Source organism: Arthrobacter sp. ZGTC131 (genome assembly GCF_002929275.1).
In the GTDB taxonomy this organism is placed as follows: Bacteria; Actinomycetota; Actinomycetes; order Actinomycetales; family Micrococcaceae; genus Arthrobacter.
In genome coordinates this window covers 17,167-34,713 of record NZ_PJIK01000001.1, presented here as the reverse complement: position 1 = coordinate 34,713, position 17,547 = coordinate 17,167, and the positions used below count along the sequence as shown (strand labels likewise).

Sequence of the window (17,547 nt, the reverse complement as noted above, 5' to 3'; positions counted from 1 at the left end):
CCACTCAGGAGAACCGAAAAACCTTGCACCTCAAAAGTCTGACCGTCCGTGGCTTCAAGTCGTTTGCCTCCGCAACGACCTTCGACTTTGAGCCCGGAGTCACAGCTGTGGTGGGTCCCAACGGCTCGGGCAAGTCCAACGTGGTGGACGCACTGGCCTGGGTCATGGGGGAGCAAGGGGCCAAAACCCTGCGCGGCGGCAAGATGGAAGACGTCATTTTCGCCGGAACCTCCGGCCGGCCGCCGCTGGGCCGGGCGCACGTCTCGCTCACCATCGACAACACTGACGGCGCACTGCCCATCGACTACAGCGAAGTCACCATCTCCCGCACGCTGTTCCGCACCGGCGGCTCGGAATACGCCATCAACGGGGCCGGCTGCCGCCTGCTGGACATCCAGGAGCTGCTCTCGGACTCGGGCCTGGGACGCGAAATGCATGTCATCGTGGGTCAGGGCCAGCTCGACAAGGTCCTGCACGCCACGCCCGAGGACCGCCGCGGCTTCATCGAGGAAGCCGCGGGCATCCTCAAGCACCGGCGCCGCAAGGAGAAGACGGTCCGCAAGCTGGAGGCCATGCAGGCCAACCTCCAGCGGCTCAGCGACCTCACGGGTGAAATCCGGCGGCAGCTGACGCCGCTCGGCAAACAGGCAGAGGTTGCCCGGCGGGCCCAGACGGTCCAGTTTGAGGTCCGGGATGCCCGGGCCAGGCTGCTGGCCGATGATCTCGTCCAGCTGCAGAACGCCCTCGCCCAGGATGTCGCCGACGAATCCGCGCTCAAGGCCCGGCGTGCCGTGGTTGAGCAGGAACTCGAGGCAGGACGCCAGCGCCAGGCTGTGCTCGAACGGCTTGCGGCGGAGGCGACCCCACGCCTTAACGCCGCCCGGGACACGTGGTATCAGTTGTCGGCGGGACGCGAACGGCTACGGTCGCTCGGATCGCTGGCCCAGGAACGCTGCCGCCTGCTGGGCTCGGCGGACGCGGCGCCGGAACCCGGCCGCGATCCCGAGCAGCTGGAAAAGCAGGCGGCCCGGGTCCGGTCAGAACAGGCGGAGCTCGAACGCGAGATCGTCAGCCGGCGCAGTGCCCTCCAGGCAGCCACCGGCGCGAAAATCGAAGCTGAAAACGCCGCAGCGGCGGAGGAGAAGCGCCTCACGGCGGCGCTTCGGGCGGCGGCAGACCGCAGAGAAGGCCTGGCCCGGCTGGCCGGCCAGGTGGGTGCGGCGAGGTCTCGCGTGGAATCGGCGCAGGCTGAAGTCGGCAGGCTCCGCGAATCGCTCGCGGCAGGTGACGAGCGGCGGCGCCGGGCCCAGACCGAGTTCACGGCGCTGGAATCCCAGGTAGCGGGCGTCGAAGATGGTGAGGAGTCCCTCGACGCGGAATATGAGGAAGCCAGCGCCGCGCTGGACGCCGTCCTTGCCGAGATCGACTCGCTCCGGGGGTCCGAAAGGGAAGCCGTACGTGAACGCGACGCCCTCAAGGCACGGCGCGACGCCCTGCAGCTCGGCCTCAACCGCAAGGACGGGTCCGAGCATGCCCTCGGTGCCGGGCTGCCCGGCATCGTCGGATCACTGGCCTCGGCCCTGACCGTTGAAGCCGGTTATGAGGCAGCCGTTGCCGCCGCCCTCGGCAGCGCCTCGGACGCCGTCGTCGTGCAGGACAGCGCAACGGCTGCGGCTCTGGTGCGGCTGCTGAGGGACGACGACGCCGGCCGGGCCACGCTCCTGCTCGAATCGCCTCCCGCGCCATCGGCTGCTGACCGGACCGCTGACCGCGGTACTTTGCCGGCAGGTGCCCGCTGGGCCGTGGACCTGGTCGACGCTGCCGGTGCCGCTGCGGCGGCGGTACAGAAGCTGCTCGCGGCAACGGCCGTCGTCGGGGACCTGGACGCGGCGGCGAGCCTGATCGCCGGCCGGCCTGACCTCACAGCCGTCACGCAGGCGGGGGACGTGTTCACAGCATTGACCGTCACCGGCGGTTCCGCCAAGGCGCCGTCACTGCTTGAGGTGCAGGCCGCCGTCGACGACGCCGGGTCACGGCTGGAGGCCGTCACGGCCGGACTGGAGCAAAGCCGATTTGCCCTGGCCTCGGCGGAGGCCCGGCGGGCCGAGGCGCAGGACCGCGCGGACGCAGCGCTGGAAAGGCTGCATGAATCCGATGCGCGGCTCGCGGCGGTGGCCGAGCGGCTGGGCCACCTGAATTCCGTCCTGCGCAGCGCCGTGGGAGAGAGCGAACGGCTGGCCGCGTCCCTGGCCCGGGCCGAGGCCAACATCGGATCGGAGCAGGAAGCCCTGTCCGGGATCGCCGCCCGGCTGGCTGCCGCCCAGGAGGCCCCGGCCGAGGAAGAACCGTCCACTGAACACCGCGACGCACTGGCCCTCGCCGCGTCCCTGGCCCGGTCCGCCGAGATGGATGCCCGGCTGTCGCTGCGCAGCGGCGAAGAGCAGTTGGCGGCAATCGGCAACAGGGCGTCGTCCCTCGAGCGGGCGGCCGCTTCGGAACGCCGTGCCCGGCAAGAGGCAGCCGAGCGGGCCCGCCGTCGCAGGATCCAGGCCGGCCGGGCGGCCGCGGTGTCCGCGGCGGTGGAGCAGATCATCCGGTTCAGCGACGTCTCCGTCGAGCTCGCCGGACACGAGCGTGACCTCGCCGAGCAGAACAGGGAGCAGCGGGACAGCGAGCTGGCGGCCGTCCGCACGGCCAACGACGCCCTGGCCCGCGAACTGGCGGAACTGACGGATTCCGTGCACCGCGATGAGCTGGCGCGGGCACAGCAGCGGCTCCGGATCGAGGCGCTGGAGACAAAGTCGGTCGAAGAGCTCGGGCTCACCGCGGATCAGCTCGTGGCGGACTACGGGCCGGACCAGCCGGTACCCGTTCCTCCGGAGGCGTCCGCGGACAAGTGGGCAGCCTTGAGGGCGCCGGTTGACGACGACGGCAAGCCGCTCGCCGAGGGCAAGCCCTTTGTCCGGGCGGAGCAGGAAAAGCGGCTCCGCAAGGCCGAACGCGACCTGTCATCGCTGGGCAAGGTCAACCCGCTGGCGCTGGAGGAGTTCGCGGCGCTGGAGGAGAGGCACCAGTTCCTGAACACCCAGTTGGAGGACCTCAAAGCCAGCCGCAAGGACCTGCTGGACATCATCAAGGAAGTCGACGACCGTGTGCAGAAGGTCTTCGCCGAAGCCTTCGCCGACACCTCGGCACAGTTCGTGCGGGTCTTTGCCAGGCTGTTTCCCGGCGGCGAAGGCAGGCTGGTCCTGACCGAGCCCGGCGACATGCTGACCACGGGCATCGAGGTTGAAGCCAGGCCAGCCGGAAAGAAGATCAAGCGGCTCTCACTGCTCTCCGGAGGCGAACGGTCACTGACGGCGGTGGCTCTGCTCGTGGCGATCTTCAAGGCCCGGCCCTCGCCGTTCTATGTCATGGACGAGGTCGAGGCCGCACTCGATGACACCAACCTCGGCCGGCTCATTACGATCTTTGAAGAACTCCGCGAGTCCAGCCAGCTAATCGTGATCACCCACCAGAAGCGGACCATGGAAGTCGCGGACGCCCTTTACGGTGTGACCATGAGGGGCGACGGCGTCTCCACCGTCATCAGCCAGCGCCTGGGAGCCGAAGTCTAGGCGGCTGGCGTTGTCCGCACCGCCCGCGGCTGTTGTGAGAAGCTAGGGGAGTGAACGACATCCTCCCCATTCTTCTGCCCATTCTTGCTGCCTTGGCGGTCATCGGCGGCCTGGTTCCGGTACTGATGAAGGCCCGGAAGTCCGGCACCAAGTACTCCGGAACCCGGGACGCCAATGATCCGGCTCAGCCGCTCGGCGGCGGAGGGACCCTCCTTGAGGACCGCCCGCTGGCGCCCGCCGAGCGCAAGGCGCCGGACGCCGTCGACCTTGAAGGCTTCGAAGCCGAGGTCCCCGACGACGCCGCCGGCTTGGAAACCATCGCGGTGGAGACCCCGCTGCCCGTGGCGGGACGCCTCACCCGGCTGCGCGAGCGCCTGATCAAGTCCAACAACGTCCTCGGCAAGGGCCTGCTGGCACTGCTGTCCAGCGACAATATTGACGAGAACGTCTGGGACGAGGTGGAGGAGACGCTGCTCCTCGCCGACCTTGGCACCGAACCCACGATGCAGCTGGTTGATGCCCTGCGCGAGCGCGTGAAGGTGCTGGGCACGCGCGATCCCGAGCACGTGAAGGCCCTGCTCCGCGAGGAGCTCATCAAGCTCGTGGACCCGGACATGGACCGGAGCCTGCGGGTCGAACGGCATGCGGACAAGCCGGCCGTGATGATGATCGTGGGCGTCAACGGAGTGGGCAAGACCACCACCGTGGGCAAGCTGGCCCGCGTACTGGTCGCCGAGGACAAGGACGTTCTGCTCGGTGCCGCGGACACCTTCCGGGCCGCGGCCGCGGAACAGCTGGCCACATGGGGCCAGCGCGTGGGCGTCGCCACCGTGAAGTCTGACATCGACGGCGCGGATCCGGCGTCCGTCGCGTATGAGGCGGTCAAAGCGGGCATCGACCAGGAGGTCGACGTCGTCATGATTGACACCGCCGGGCGCCTGCAGAACAAGGTCGGCCTCATGGACGAGCTCAGCAAGGTCAAGCGCGTGATCGAAAAGCTGGCGGAGGTGGACGAGGTCCTCCTCGTCCTCGACGCCACCACGGGCCAGAACGGCCTCAACCAGGCTCGGGTCTTCGCCGAAGTGGTCAACATCACGGGCATCGTCCTGACCAAGTTGGACGGGACCGCCAAGGGCGGCATCGTGGTCGCCATCCAAAAGTCCCTCGGTGTACCGGTGAAGCTCATCGGACTCGGCGAGGGCGCGGACGACCTCGCCCCGTTCGAGGTCGAAGGCTTCGTCGACGCCCTGCTGAACTAGACTCACCGACCCACGTAAGCAGCACGCGCCGTTTCAGCCTGAGAACGGCGCGTGCTGCTGCCTAGCTGAGCCCGTCAGCGTCCGCCGGCTGCCGCTGCACCGTCTCCCGGGCCAGCAGCCAGGCTGCCGCCGCGAGCAGCAGGACGCCGCCGGTCACGGCGAACGCCCAGCCGTAGCCCAGCTGATCCGCCAGCAACCCGGCGAACACCGGGCCGAGGATGGCGCCGATGTCCGCGGTCATCTGGTAAGCCGCCAGCACCCTTCCGCCGGACCGCTCGCGGCCGATCACGTCCGCGACGGCCGCCTGCTGGGCCGGCCCCAGCAGTCCCGCACCGACGCCGGCAAGGGCGGACGCAGCCAGGAACCAGCCCAGCCCGTCCGTCAGGCCGATCCCGCCGGTCGCGGCGCCGGTGAGCACCAGGCCGGCGGTCATCATCGGCTTGCGGCCCAGGCTATCCGCCAGCCTGCCTGAAAAGGTGAGCGCCACGGCGTTCCCCGCGGCGAAGACAGCCAGCGCCCAGCCCGCCGCCTCCGGACCAGAGCCGAGCGCCGTGACGGCGAACAGAGGTACCGTGGCCATGCGCACGCCGAAGGTTGCCCAGCCGTTGGCAAAGCTTGAGAAGAGCGCCGCCCGGTACGCGCTGTCGCCGAGGGCCTCACCGAGTTTCATGGGCGGAGCCGCAGAACCGTCGCGGCGTTCGCTGCCCGGCACATGGCTGAGCTGCGTCTGCACCACGAGCGCGGCCAGGACCAGCGCTCCCGCATAGGCGAGGAAGGGAACGCGCAGCCCGAACCCGGCCAGCAGACCGCCCACGATGGGCCCGCACACATTGCCGATCAGGAACGCGGACGCGTAGGCGCCGGAAACCCGGCCGCGGCTTTCAGGCGGTGCCAGCCGGATGACGAGTGCCATGGAAGCGACCGTAAACATTACCGATCCGGCGCCGCCCAGCCCCCGGAACACCAGAAGCTGCCAGTAGTCCTGGGCAAAGGCGCAGGCCGCCGTGGATGCAGCCACAATCAGCAGTCCCGCCACGTAGACGGGGCGTTCGCCCAGCCTGCCGATGAGCGCCCCGCCGGCAGGGGCGAAGACCAGCCGCATGAAAGCAAAGATGCTGACAATCACGGCGGCCGCCGTCGCGCCGACGTCGAAAGTGGTGGCGAACTGTGGCAGCACCGGTGCCACCAGGCCAAATCCGAGGGCGATCAGGAACGCCGCGACGAGCATCACCTTGATGTCACGGGGGAGCGGGGCGTCGCCGGTCCGCCGGCCGACGCTAAACCGCAGTCTGCCGGCGGCGGGACGGAGGCGTGGCGTCATAAACGGGTGATCCTTGCGAAAAGGCCCGGAAGGGCGGATTGCGAGTGGTGAAACATAACCGTAACAAGCCAGATATGCACCATTTACTTCCGGGAGGTTGTTGTAACAGACCGGCAATCTAAATCCTCCGCCAGCGAAACACAGCGCGGCAAAACTTTACTTAGGACGCAAAAGGCGTTGGGCAGGCGGATCACTCCGCAGCATTCGATCAAGGGAGGACGTGCACCATGGAACTTACCGCAGGTCACGTATGGCTCATGGTTTCGGCGGCACTCGTGCTGTTCATGACACCAGGTCTGGCATTTTTCTACGGCGGCATGACGCGCGCCAAAGCTGCACTGAACATGATGATGATGAGCTTCATCTCCATCGGCATGGTTGGTGTGGTGTGGGTACTCTGGGGCGCTTCGATGAGCTCCGGCGAGGGATTCCTGCAGATTGTCGGGAACCCGTTCGCAACGTTCGGCCTCGAGGGCATCACTACCCCTGACGGCCTCATCAAGGTGGGCTACGCAGCCACCTTCGCAATCATCACCGTGGCACTGATCAGCGGCGCCATCGCAGACCGCGCCAAGTTCGGCGCCTGGAGCGTCTTCGTGCCTGTCTGGGTCACGCTGGTCTACTGCCCCCTCGCCTACATGGTCTGGGGTGGCGGGCTGTTTGGCGCCGAAGGCGCAATCGGCAAGGCGCTCGGCCCGGCGATTGACTTCGCCGGCGGCACCGTGGTCCACATCAACGCCGGCGTCGCGGCACTTGTCCTGGTCCTGATCATCGGCAACCGTAAGGGCTTCGGCAAGGACCCGAACCACCGCCCGCACAACATCCCGTTTGTGATGCTCGGCGCGGCCATCCTTTGGTTCGGCTGGTTCGGCTTCAACGGCGGCGCGGCCACCACGGCAGAGCAGGGCGGTCTGATCTGGGTCAACACCCTCGCGGCTCCGGCAGCAGCAATGCTGGGCTGGCTCATCACCGAGCGCATCCGCGACGGTCACCCGACCTCACTCGGCGCAGCGTCCGGCGTGGTTGCCGGCCTCGTCGCCATCACCCCGGCCTGTGCAAACGTCAGCCCCGTCGGCGCGCTCGGACTCGGCCTCGTGGCCGGTGCCGCCTCCGCCCTGGCAGTCGGGCTCAAGTTCCGCTGGGGCTTCGATGACTCCCTGGATGTTGTCGGCGTCCACCTCGTTTCGGGCATCATCGGCACCGTGGCCCTGGGCTTCATCGCCCTTCCCGCCGACGGCGTTGGCGGCGGCCTCTTCTATGGCGGCGGCCTGACCCAGCTCTGGGCCCAGCTCGCAGCGGCCGGCATCGCCATCGCATACTCTGCGATCCTCACCGCACTGATCGCACTGGCCATCCACAAGACCATGGGCTTCCGGGTCTCCCAGGAGCAGGAAGTTGTGGGCGTGGACCTCAGCCTGCACGCCGAGACCGCCTACGAGTTTGGAGTCGGCGGCCACGGCGGCAGCTTCCAACCGCTGCATGAACTGATCACCGGCAACACCCCGACGAGTGGCACCGACGCGGTTCCTGCGGGCACCGCCAGCGGCAAGGCAGAAGCAGCATCAGGCAAGGAAAGCGTGGGGGCATGAAACTGATTACAGCAATCGTCCGTCCGGAGAAGCTTGAATCCATCCGGGAAGGCCTGGAGGCCTACGGGGTCCAGGGCCTGACGGTCAGTGCCGCCAGCGGCTACGGGCGTCAGCGGGGCTACACCGAGGTCTACCGCGGCGCAGAGTACAACGTGGACCTGCTCCCCAAGATCCGCGTAGAGGTCCTGGCCACGGACGAACAGGCTGACGACATCCTGGATGTCATCATCTCCAGCTCCAACACGGGCCGGGCCGGCGACGGCAAGGTCTGGACGGTGGACGTATTTGAAGCGGTGCGGGTCCGGACCGGCGAACGGGGCGTAGCGGCCATCTAGCCGCAGCGTCTGAATACGCACAGTCTGCAGCACAGTCCCAGCCCAACGGGATGCAAACAGGGCCGGTCACCATTACGGTGGCCGGCCCTGTTGCGTGTCCGGGACCTGCGTGTCCGGGACCTGCGTGTCCGGGACCTGCGCGTCCGGACCTGGCGGCCCTGGCTGAACTATCCGGTGACCGAACCGGAACCTGGCCAGCCCACCGGGCCCGATGTGCCGGCGTCGTACTCTTCCAGCGGGACTTCGCCCCTGGACCAGGCCAGGAGTACGGGATCGACGATCCGCCAGCATTCTTCGGCGGTGTCACCCCGGACCGAAAGGAGCGGGTCGCCGTGCAGGACGCCCTCAAGGACTTCGCCGTACGGCAGCAGGTCCGACGCATTCAGCTCTGCAACGAGGGCGGCGCGGTCCAGGCTGAAGATGTCTCCCGGCCCGTTGACGTCGACGTCGAGCCGGAGGGTGTCCGGCCCAAAGCCGATCCGGAGCTGGTTGGGAGAGTCCTGGCCCGTAAATCCTCCGGGCAGGTGCGGAACCGGGCGGAACGTGACCACCGCTTCCTTGCGCTTGGCGCCGAGTGCCTTGCCGGACCGCAGGACGAAGGGCACTCCCTTCCACCGCCAGTTGTCGATGTCGACCTGGACCTCGGCGAGCGTCTCCGTGTTGAGTGCCGGATCGACGCCCTCCTCTTTGACGTAATCGGGAACGGCCCTGCCGCCGATGTTGCCGGCCCCGTAGCGCGCGCGCCGCGTGCTGGTCCCGTAGGGCGGCTTGATGCTGCTGGCACGGAGGACAGTGGCCACGGCGTCGCGCAGATCGCGCTCGCCGATCGTGGCCGGCGGCTCGATCGTCATCAGGGCCATGATCTGCAGCAGATGGCTTTGGATCATGTCCCGCAGGGCGCCGGCGTTGTCGTAATAGCGTGCCCGCCCTTCCAGGGCGAGATCCTCGTCAAAAATGATCTCCACCTTGGCGATGTGCACCCGGTTCCAGACCGGTTCGAGGAAATTGTTGGCAAACCGGAGCCCCAGGATGTTCAGGACCGTGGCTTTGCCGAGGAAATGGTCCACGCGGTGGATGTGGTCCTCGGGCACCAGGGTCAGCAGGGTCCGGTTCAGCTCGCGCGCTGACTCCTCGCCGGAGCCGAAGGGCTTTTCCATGACGAACCGCGTTCCGGCAGGGACCTGGTCCGGGGCAAGTACCTGGCAGGCCTTCTCGCTGACCTGGGGCGGCAGGGCGAAGTAGACGGCCACGGGCCCTTCCAACGACGCCAGCAGCGTGGCAAGTTCGCCCTCCGCCGTGACGTCGGCCTGGGCGTAGCGGGTAGATTCACGGACGCGTTCCAGTTCGGCTTTGCCGCCGGCATCGGCCCCGGCGTGGGCGTCGGCGAAGGCCTTGTCAATCCGCTCCAGCCACTGTTCCTGCGTCCACGGGTCAGATCCGGCGCCCACGAGTTTGAGCCCGCCCGCACGGCCTTTGGCCCCAAGACGGGCAAGGCCGGGCAACAGCAGCCGGCCGGTAAGGTCGCCGGTGGCGCCGAGGATGAGCAGGGTTTTTACAGTTGTTTGGCTCGTCACCTTGCCAGCATGCCATCTTGAAGGCGTGTCTTGGTACCCTAGATAGTCGAGTCCCGTCGTCGACGCAGTTGGAAACAACGGCTGAGACGCTGGTGTGCCGCAGGGCCGCCATCCGTACATCCACTGAAAGAAGTGCACGGCGCGTGTTCAATTCACTCTCTGACCGGTTGACAGCAACCTTCAAGAATCTCCGTGGCAAGGGCCGCCTCACCGAGGCCGACGTCGATGCCACAGTCCGCGAGATCCGCCGAGCCCTGCTGGACGCCGATGTTGCCGTGCCCGTGGTGCGGGAGTTCACCGGCCAGGTCCGTGAGCGCGCGCTCGGCGCCGAGGTCTCCGGGGCACTGAACCCGAGCCAGCAGATCGTGAAGATCGTCAACGAGGAGCTCGTTGAAATCCTCGGCGGAGAAACGCGCCGCATCCGGCTGGCCAAGACCGGACCCACTATCATCATGCTTGCCGGCCTCCAAGGCGCCGGCAAGACCACCCTCGCCGGCAAGCTCTCCAAGTGGCTCAAGGGGCAGGGTCACAGCCCCATCCTGGTGGCCGCCGACCTCCAGCGGCCCAACGCCGTGACGCAGTTGCAGGTCGTCGGCCAGCGCGCCGGCGTCCCGGTCTTCGCCCCGCACCCGGGCGCCACCTCCGAGCTGGAGCACCCGGCAGGCGACCCCGTCGCCGTCGCCCGGGCCGGCGTGGAGGAGGCCCGCCAGAAGCTGCACGACGTCGTCATCGTTGACACCGCCGGGCGCCTCGGCGTGGACGCCGACATGATGGAACAGGCACGCCAGATCCGGCGGGCCATCGTCCCCAACGAAGTCCTCTTCGTGATCGATGCCATGATCGGCCAGGACGCCGTCAACACGGCGATGGCCTTCGACGAAGGCGTCAACTTCACCGGCATCGTCCTGTCAAAGCTCGACGGCGACGCCCGCGGCGGTGCCGCGCTTTCGGTCGCGTCGGTCACCGGCAAGCCCGTGATGTTCGCGTCCACCGGCGAAGGCCTGGACGACTTCGAGCTGTTCCACCCGGACCGTATGGCGTCCCGCATCCTTGACATGGGTGACGTCCTCACCCTGATCGAGCAGGCGGAGAAGTCCTGGGACAAGGACGAAGCTGCCCGGATGGCGAAGAAGTTCGCCGACCAGGAAGACTTCACGCTGGATGACTTCCTCGCCCAGATGCAGCAGATCCGCAACATGGGCTCCATGAAGAAAATGCTCATGATGATGCCCGGCGCGCAGAACATCCGCCAGCAGCTGGAGCAGTTCGATGAGCGCGAGATCGACCGTGTCGAGGCGATTGTCCGCTCCATGACTCCGCACGAGCGTCTGGCACCGAAGATCATCAACGGCTCGCGGCGCGCCCGTATCGCCAAGGGCTCGGGCGTCCATGTCTCCGAGGTCAACGGGCTGCTCGAGCGCTTCGCGCAGGCCCAGAAGATGATGAAGAAGATGGCCCAGGGCGGCGGCATGCCCGGCATGCCGGGCATGGGACCGGGCGGCGGTGCGCGCAAGGGTGCCAAGAACGCGCCGAAGAAGAAGGCCCGGTCCGGCAACCCCGCCAAGGCGGCCCAGGAGCTCCGTGACGCGGAGGCCCGGCGTGCCAGCGCCGCCAAGGCGCTCCCCACCGGGGCTGCCTTCGGCCAGCAGGGCGGCGACTTCGACCCGTCACAGCTGAACCTCCCCAAGGGTTTTGACAAGTTCCTGGGCGGCAAATAGGCGCACGGTCATGTCGGCCGGCGCTGATGTCAGACCGCTGCCATATGGTTGGGTCATGTTTAAGCAGCGGGTAGTGTTCGTCCACGGTGCCGGGAACTTCGGCTCCGCCGCTTGGCCGCGCCAGCACGGGATGGCCCTGCAGTACGACGCCCTGTTCCTGCGCCGGCACGGCTTCGACGCCGAGGCCGAGCCCCTGGAAACTGATTTCGCCGCTGACGCCCGGATTGTGCTGCGCTCACTCGCGGATGACGGCCGCGGCGCTGCCGGCGGACATGTCGTGGCACATTCCCAGGGTGCCATTGCCGCGATGATGGCCGCCGTTGAACGCCCCGACCTCGTGTTCTCGCTGACGCTGGTGGAGCCGGCCTGCCTGTCGCTGACCGCCGAACTGCCGGCCACGGCTGCCCACCGGGCACTGATGGAGCCCCTGTTCGATGTCCGGCACCAGCTCGGCGACGACGACTATGAGCGGGAGTTCGTCCGGCGGGCGTTTGCCGCGGACGCCCCAGACCCCAGTACTCCCGAGGCACGGCGGGCGGCCAGGCGGCTGCGTTTGCAGGCGCCGCCCTGGCAGGCTCCGCTGCAGATCGTGCCCGGCGTCCCCACCCTCGTCCTCACCGGCGGGTGGGAGCCCCTGTACGAGGAAATCGCCGGCTACCTGCGGGAGACCGGCGCCCAGCACCGCACTGCTGCGGGCGGGCACCGGCCCCAGGATACTCCCGAGGGAGACCGTTTCATCCGGTCGTTTATCGCCGAGGTCAGCCGGCGGCAGCAGCCGCGGGCCTCCTGACCCCGGCGTGCCCCGGACCCCGGGGTGCCCCGGACCCCGGCGGGCCCCTGCGCCTCCGGACCCCGGGTGCCACGACCCCGTCCGGCCGGCCCCCAATGCGAGCCGGACGGGACGCCCAAAGAGCCGTCAGTTGCGGGCTGACTCGGGAACCCGCAGCTCCGGCAGGTAGACCTTGCCGCCGGCGGCAAGGAACTCCTGGCTCTTCTCGCGCATCCCTTCAGCCATCTCGGCCAGGGCCGCCTGCGCTTCCGCCGAGCCGTATTCGTTGCGGATGTCCTGGCTGATCCGCATGGAGCAGAACTTCGGACCGCACATGGAGCAGAAGTGCGCGGTCTTGGCCGGCTCCGCGGGCAGCGTCTCGTCGTGGAAGGCCTCGGCCGTCACCGGGTCAAGGGATAGCGCGAACTGGTCGCGCCAGCGGAACTCGAAGCGCGCCTTGGACAGCGCGTCGTCCCTCGCGTTGGCGCCGGGGTGACCCTTGGCGAGATCCGCGGCGTGGGCCGCGATCTTGTAGGTGATCACGCCGGTCTTCACATCGTCCTTGTTGGGCAGGCCCAGGTGTTCCTTCGGAGTCACGTAGCAGAGCATGGCCGTGCCGTATCGGGCGATCTCCGTGGCGCCGATGGCGGACGTGATGTGGTCGTAGCCCGGTGCCACGTCCGTGACCAGCGGTCCGAGCGTGTAGAACGGGGCTCCTTTGCACAGTTCCTGCTGGCGCTCCACGTTTTCCCGGACCAGATGGAAGGGGATGTGACCCGGGCCTTCCACCATGACCTGGACGTCGAATTCCCAGGCCCGCTGGGTCAGTTCGGCCAGCGTGTCGAGTTCGGCGAACTGGGCGGCGTCGTTGGCATCTGCCGTGGCGCCCGGCCGCAGGCCGTCTCCCAGCGAAAACGCGACGTCGTACTTCGCGAAGATCTCGCACAGCTCGTCAAAGTGCGTGTAGAGGAAGTTTTCCTTGTGATGCGCGAGGCACCAGCCGGCCATGATGGACCCGCCGCGGGACACGATGCCGGTCACGCGGTTGGCGGTCAGCGGCACGTAGCGCAGCAGCACGCCGGCGTGGATGGTCATGTAGTCCACGCCCTGCTCGCACTGCTCAATGACGGTGTCCCGGAAGATCTCCCACGTCAGGGCGTTGGCTTCGCCGTTGACCTTTTCCAGCGCCTGGTAGATGGGAACGGTTCCGATCGGCACGGGGGAGTTGCGGATCAGCCATTCCCGCGTGGTGTGGATGTCATCGCCGGTGGAGAGGTCCATGACGGTGTCAGCACCCCACTGCGTGGCCCACTGCAGCTTGTCCACCTCCTCGGCAATGGAACTGGTGACCGCCGAGTTCCCGATGTTGGCGTTGATCTTCACCAGGAAGGCCTTGCCGATGATCATCGGCTCCGACTCCGGGTGGTTGATGTTGTTCGGGATGATGGCCCGCCCGGCCGCCACCTCGCTGCGCACCAGTTCAACGTCGCAGTTCTCGCGCAGGGCAACGAAGCGCATCTCCGGAGTCACCACGCCCTGCCGGGCATAGTGCATCTGCGTCACCGTCTTACCGCCGACGGCGCGGCGGGGCACCGGCTGCGCTCCCTTCCACTCCGCGGAAGCTGCGCCGCGGCGAACGGCTGAGCGGCCGTCGTCGAGCAGGTTCCGTTCCCGGCCGCTGTACGGCTCGGTGTCGCCGCGGGCCTCGATCCACTCCGCGCGGAACGGCGCCAGGCCCACCACCGGGTCGCTGCCCGGACCGGCCGTGCGGTAAACGCGCAGCGGCTCGTTTTGCTCCCCGTTGGGTGATGGCTCCAGCGCGATCTCCGTCACCGGAACCCGGAGGCCGTCCCCTTCCAGATAGGCCAAAGAATGCGACTTCAGCGACTGGGTGGTGTCCTGTGCCGCCTCGTTTTGGGCAGGGCTCAGTTGGGTTTTGTGGGTGTTCATTTACTGCTCACTTCCTTCGCCGGCATTACCCGGACAGGTTCAACGGTCGCAGGCTGCGCTAGCCCGATCTCAGCCCCTGCAGGGGCACCCGTGTGGTCGTAGACGAAGCTACCACAGGGCAGCGGGCCTGTGCCCGTCATGTCCGGTGTGACTGCGGGTGACAGCGGGCCGGGGATGGCGCCCATGCCCCGGCCAAGGGCGGATTAGGCTGGAGGCATGGCGCGCATCATCGAATTCAGCGGAACCGTGCTCACAGCCCCGGACCAGGAGCGGCACGGGCTCTGGGCCGTGGACGGCCGGCTGACCTTCGAGCGGCCGCCCGAAGGCCCGGACGTGGTGCTGGGCGGCTGGGTGCTGCCGGGATTCGTGGACGCACACTGCCACATCGGGCTGGGTCCCGCCGGTGCCGTGGACGACGACGTTGCCCACGCCCAGGCGATGACGGACCGGAATGCCGGCACGCTGCTGGTCCGGGACGCGGGGGCTGCCAGCGACACCCGGTGGCTGCAGCAGGCGCCGGATGCTCCGAGGATCATCCGGGCCGGGCGGCACATCGCCCGGACGCGGCGCTACCTGCGCAACTTCGCCGTGGAGGTCGAGCCGGAGGATCTCGTGGAGGCGGCACGGAAGCAGGCACGGGCCGGGGACGGCTGGGTCAAGCTGGTGGGGGACTGGATCGACCGCGACGCCGGCGACCTCGCGCCGTCGTTTCCCGCCGCAGCGGTACGGGACGCGGTCAGCGCCGCCCACGATGAAGGCGCCCGGGTCACCGCACACTGCTTCGGGGAAGACACCCTGGACGACATGCTTGACGCCGGAATCGACTGCATCGAACACGGCACGGGGCTCTTGCCTCGGCACATCCCCCGGTTCGTGGAGCAGCAGGTGCCGATCGTTCCCACGCTCATCAACATCGCAACGTTCCCGGACATCGCGGCCCGGGCGGAAGCCAAGTTTCCGCGGTATGCGGCCCACATGCGCGGGCTGTGGGAGCGCCGGGAAGAACGCGTCCTGGAAGCCTACGAGGCCGGGGTCCAGGTCTTCGCCGGGACCGATGCCGGCAGTGTGATCGGGCACGGCCGGATAGCCGACGAGATCCTTACCCTGCACGCGGCCGGCCTTCCGGCGGCTGCCGCGCTCGATGCCGCGTGCTGGGGTGCCCGCCGGTGGCTGGGGGCTGACGGCCTGGCCGAAGGGGCCAGTGCGGACGTGGTCCTGTGCTCGGAGGACCCCCGCTCGGAACCGGAAACCATCCGCGACCTGAAAGGCGTGGTGCTGCGCGGGAACCTTGTCCGTTAGGAATAAATTGAAGCTTCAAGTAATTTAGAGATGTAGGGACCATCGAAATCCGGTGGCCGCGGAGTCAGGGAGTACTCAATGACAACAGCATCCAGCAGCCAGGATCTTCTTCCTGCCGATCTCACCATGGGCACCGTCATGCTCAAGGTGGGGGACATGAACCTGATGACCGACTACTACCAGCGGGCCCTCGGCCTCGACGTCGTGGCAGAGCAGGACGGCGGACTCTACCTTGGGCGGCTTCAGACGCCGCTGGTTCACCTTGCCCCCGCGCCGGGACTGAACGTTCCCGGCCGGGGCGAAGCGGGCCTCTTCCACACCGCGCTCCTCTTCGACAACCAGGCGGCGCTCGCAGCCACCGTGGCCAGCGCTGCACAGTACGAGCCGCAGTCCTTCACGGGCAGCGCCGACCACCTCGTCAGCGAGGCCTTCTACTTCAGCGACCCCGAGGGCAACGGCATTGAGCTCTACTGGGACCGCCCCCGCGAAACCTGGGACTGGGACGGCAAGAACGTCGTCATGGACAGCCTCGCACTGCCGCCGCAGCGGTATCTGCAGGACCACCTGACCCAGGAGTCGGTGGACGGCCAGCGCGGCACCGGGGCCGGCGTTGGGCACGTGCACCTGCAGGTTGGCGACGTCCAGTCGGCCCACGACTTCTACGTCGGCACGCTCGGGTTCGAAAAGACGGCAGGCTGGCACGGCCAGGCGCTCTTCGTTTCGGCCGGCCGCTACCACCACCACATGGCCATGAATGTCTGGAACAGCCGCGGCGCCGGCCCGCGTCGCGACACCCTGGGCCTGGGCGAGGTGCTGATTGAAGTCCCGTCCGGTGACGACGTCGGAGCCCTCGCGGACCGGCTGAAGGTTGCCGGGGTCGCCTCCCACCACACGGGGGCTGAGCTTGGCTTCGAGGACCCCTGGCGCAACCGGATCCGCGTGGCCGTGCGCTAAGGCCTTCCGGCCGGGCATGTGCGCCGTGGGTTAGGCTGAATCCGAACAGCCCGGGCGGCCGCCGCCGCTGCCCGGGGGCACACGCCGTCGACGGAACGAGGACGAACTCCATGGGCTTCACCGAAATATTTGTCGCCACCCACAAGGATGCCCTCAAGCGCGCCGAAGAGCTGGATGGCGGGGGCGCCGCTGCCGGAGCAGCTGTCCGCATTCCCGGCATCAGCGACTTTGAAATCGAACAGCTCGGGGACCTCGCCGGCGCTGCCGTGCACGCGGCCGGCGCCGACTATGAACTTGCCATGGTGGACGTCGCCAGCGACTCCCTCCTCGGTGTGCCGGCCGCCATGGTCCGGGCGCTCGCTGAGCTGCTCAGTTACGAGTCCGAAGGCGAGGGCAACGTCCTCGATGACGTTGCCGAGCGGTGGGCGGCCGAGGAGGACATGCCCTTCGGCGCCGAGGACGCCCGGAAGTATGTCCAGCAGTTGGCGGAGCTCGCCGGCAGCGTCGACGAGAACAGCAGGACCGGCCTCTACGTGTGGTCTTCCTGACAGCGGCCTTGCGTCAAACAGGGTCGCCGCGCATGTCAAGTCGAAATAACGCGGCCGATCTGGCACAATAAACAGGTACTCGATCTGCGTGGCCCCTCTCTCCGCGTCTGGATCCTGTCCTTATGAACCCCCTAGTACGGCCCGCCCCACGGGTGCAGAACGTCGGGTTCGACCCCGTTTCAGAAACAGGAGTGACCACAAAAGTGGCCGTAAAGATTCGCCTTAAGCGCTTCGGTAAGATGCGCGCACCGTACTACCGCATCGTCGTCATGGACGCACGCTCCAAGCGTGACGGCCGTGCCATCGAAGAGATCGGCAAGTACCACCCCACCGAAGAGCCCTCGTACATCGAGGTCGACTCGGACCGTGCCCAGTACTGGCTCGGCGTCGGCGCACAGCCGTCCGAGCAGGTTGCCGCGATCCTCAAGGTCACGGGTGACTGGCAGAAGTTCAAGGGTCTCCCGGGCCAGGAAGGCACCTTGAAGACCAAGGTCGCCAAGGAAGCCTTCGTTGCCCCGGAAAAGGGTTCCGTGATCATCCCGGAAGCCATCACCAAGAAGGCCAAGGCAGAAGCTCCCGCCGAGGCTGAAGCAGAGACCACCGAGGCTGAGTAA

The 17,547-nt window shown here is 67.8% G+C and carries 13 protein-coding genes and 1 riboswitch; of the genes, 10 read left to right on the top strand and 3 right to left on the bottom strand.

From position 1 onward, the window contains the following. The first annotated feature begins 23 nt into the window (after positions 1–23). Positions 24–3,617, top strand: coding sequence for a chromosome segregation protein SMC (gene smc / locus CXQ90_RS00165; protein WP_181038378.1), 3,594 nt, complete (start codon positions 24–26; stop codon positions 3,615–3,617). A gap of 50 nt (positions 3,618–3,667) precedes the next feature. Continuing rightward, positions 3,668–4,876: a signal recognition particle-docking protein FtsY gene (gene ftsY, locus CXQ90_RS00160; RefSeq protein ID WP_104136072.1), complete on the top strand. Its 1,209-nt coding sequence runs from the start codon at positions 3,668–3,670 to the stop codon at positions 4,874–4,876. A 61-nt stretch (positions 4,877–4,937) separates the two neighbouring features. On the opposite strand, the gene CXQ90_RS00155 is transcribed toward ftsY, so the two are convergent. Next, positions 4,938–6,104 carry an MFS transporter gene (locus CXQ90_RS00155; protein ID WP_258064334.1) on the bottom strand — a complete coding sequence of 389 codons (1,167 nt, stop codon included), beginning with the start codon at positions 6,102–6,104 and terminating at the stop codon, positions 4,938–4,940. Between the two features lie 320 nt (positions 6,105–6,424). On the opposite strand from CXQ90_RS00155, the gene CXQ90_RS00150 reads away from it, so the two are divergent. Then, the gene (locus CXQ90_RS00150; protein WP_104136069.1) at positions 6,425–7,786 is read left to right on the top strand and encodes an ammonium transporter; all 1,362 of its coding nucleotides are present in this window, start codon (positions 6,425–6,427) and stop codon (positions 7,784–7,786) included. Continuing rightward, entirely contained in the window at positions 7,783–8,121 is a 339-nt protein-coding gene (locus tag CXQ90_RS00145) for a P-II family nitrogen regulator (protein WP_104136068.1), read from the top strand. Before CXQ90_RS00150 ends, CXQ90_RS00145 begins: the two co-directional genes overlap by 4 nt. Positions 8,122–8,288: 167 nt before the next feature. Here CXQ90_RS00145 and CXQ90_RS00140 read toward each other — a convergent pair whose 3' ends face one another. Then, positions 8,289–9,695 carry a glucose-6-phosphate dehydrogenase gene (locus CXQ90_RS00140; protein WP_258064238.1) on the bottom strand — a complete coding sequence of 469 codons (1,407 nt, stop codon included), beginning with the start codon at positions 9,693–9,695 and terminating at the stop codon, positions 8,289–8,291. Positions 9,696–9,838: 143 nt separating this feature from the next. Between CXQ90_RS00140 and ffh the strand changes: the two genes are divergently transcribed. Then, positions 9,839–11,413 carry a signal recognition particle protein gene (gene ffh, locus CXQ90_RS00135; protein WP_104136066.1) on the top strand — a complete coding sequence of 525 codons (1,575 nt, stop codon included), beginning with the start codon at positions 9,839–9,841 and terminating at the stop codon, positions 11,411–11,413. A 55-nt stretch (positions 11,414–11,468) separates the two neighbouring features. After that, positions 11,469–12,203, top strand: coding sequence for an alpha/beta hydrolase (locus CXQ90_RS00130; protein WP_104136065.1), 735 nt, complete (start codon positions 11,469–11,471; stop codon positions 12,201–12,203). A 126-nt stretch (positions 12,204–12,329) separates the two neighbouring features. Here the strand turns inward: CXQ90_RS00130 and thiC are convergent, their stop codons facing one another. Beyond that, positions 12,330–14,132, bottom strand: a complete 1,803-nt coding sequence (gene thiC, locus CXQ90_RS00125; RefSeq protein ID WP_104136063.1) for a phosphomethylpyrimidine synthase ThiC — start codon at positions 14,130–14,132, stop codon at positions 12,330–12,332. Continuing rightward, a riboswitch (TPP riboswitch) is annotated at positions 14,127–14,234 on the bottom strand. Its footprint overlaps the gene before it by 6 nt. A 114-nt stretch (positions 14,235–14,348) precedes the next feature. On the opposite strand from thiC, the gene CXQ90_RS00120 reads away from it, so the two are divergent. The 4 genes from CXQ90_RS00120 to rpsP all read left to right on the top strand — a co-directional run bounded on the left by CXQ90_RS00120 (position 14,349) and on the right by rpsP (position 17,547). Then, a complete protein-coding gene (locus tag CXQ90_RS00120) occupies positions 14,349–15,431 on the top strand; it encodes an amidohydrolase family protein (protein WP_104136062.1) in 1,083 nt (360 codons plus the stop codon). 78 nt (positions 15,432–15,509) lie between these two features. Further along, positions 15,510–16,385, top strand: a complete 876-nt coding sequence (locus CXQ90_RS00115; protein WP_104136060.1) for a VOC family protein — start codon at positions 15,510–15,512, stop codon at positions 16,383–16,385. Positions 16,386–16,495: 110 nt separating this feature from the next. Then, complete coding sequence (locus CXQ90_RS00110; protein WP_104136059.1) at positions 16,496–16,933, top strand: hypothetical protein; 438 nt, start codon at positions 16,496–16,498, stop codon at positions 16,931–16,933. Positions 16,934–17,136: 203 nt separating this feature from the next. Further along, complete coding sequence (gene rpsP, locus CXQ90_RS00105) at positions 17,137–17,547, top strand: 30S ribosomal protein S16 (RefSeq protein ID WP_056632653.1); 411 nt, start codon at positions 17,137–17,139, stop codon at positions 17,545–17,547.

Bases quoted from the DNA above. Each gene is read 5' to 3' on its own strand.
- CXQ90_RS00155 (WP_258064334.1), bottom strand. From the start codon at position 6,104: ATGCTCGTCGCGGCGTTCCTGATCGCCCTCGGATTTGGCCTGGTGGCA.
- CXQ90_RS00150 (WP_104136069.1), top strand. From the start codon at position 6,425: ATGGAACTTACCGCAGGTCACGTATGGCTCATGGTTTCGGCGGCACTC.
- CXQ90_RS00145 (WP_104136068.1), top strand. From the start codon at position 7,783: ATGAAACTGATTACAGCAATCGTCCGTCCGGAGAAGCTTGAATCCATC.
- CXQ90_RS00130 (WP_104136065.1), top strand. From the start codon at position 11,469: ATGTTTAAGCAGCGGGTAGTGTTCGTCCACGGTGCCGGGAACTTCGGC.
- thiC (WP_104136063.1), bottom strand. From the start codon at position 14,132: ATGAACACCCACAAAACCCAACTGAGCCCTGCCCAAAACGAGGCGGCA.
- CXQ90_RS00120 (WP_104136062.1), top strand. From the start codon at position 14,349: ATGGCGCGCATCATCGAATTCAGCGGAACCGTGCTCACAGCCCCGGAC.
- CXQ90_RS00115 (WP_104136060.1), top strand. From the start codon at position 15,510: ATGACAACAGCATCCAGCAGCCAGGATCTTCTTCCTGCCGATCTCACC.
- CXQ90_RS00110 (WP_104136059.1), top strand. From the start codon at position 16,496: ATGGGCTTCACCGAAATATTTGTCGCCACCCACAAGGATGCCCTCAAG.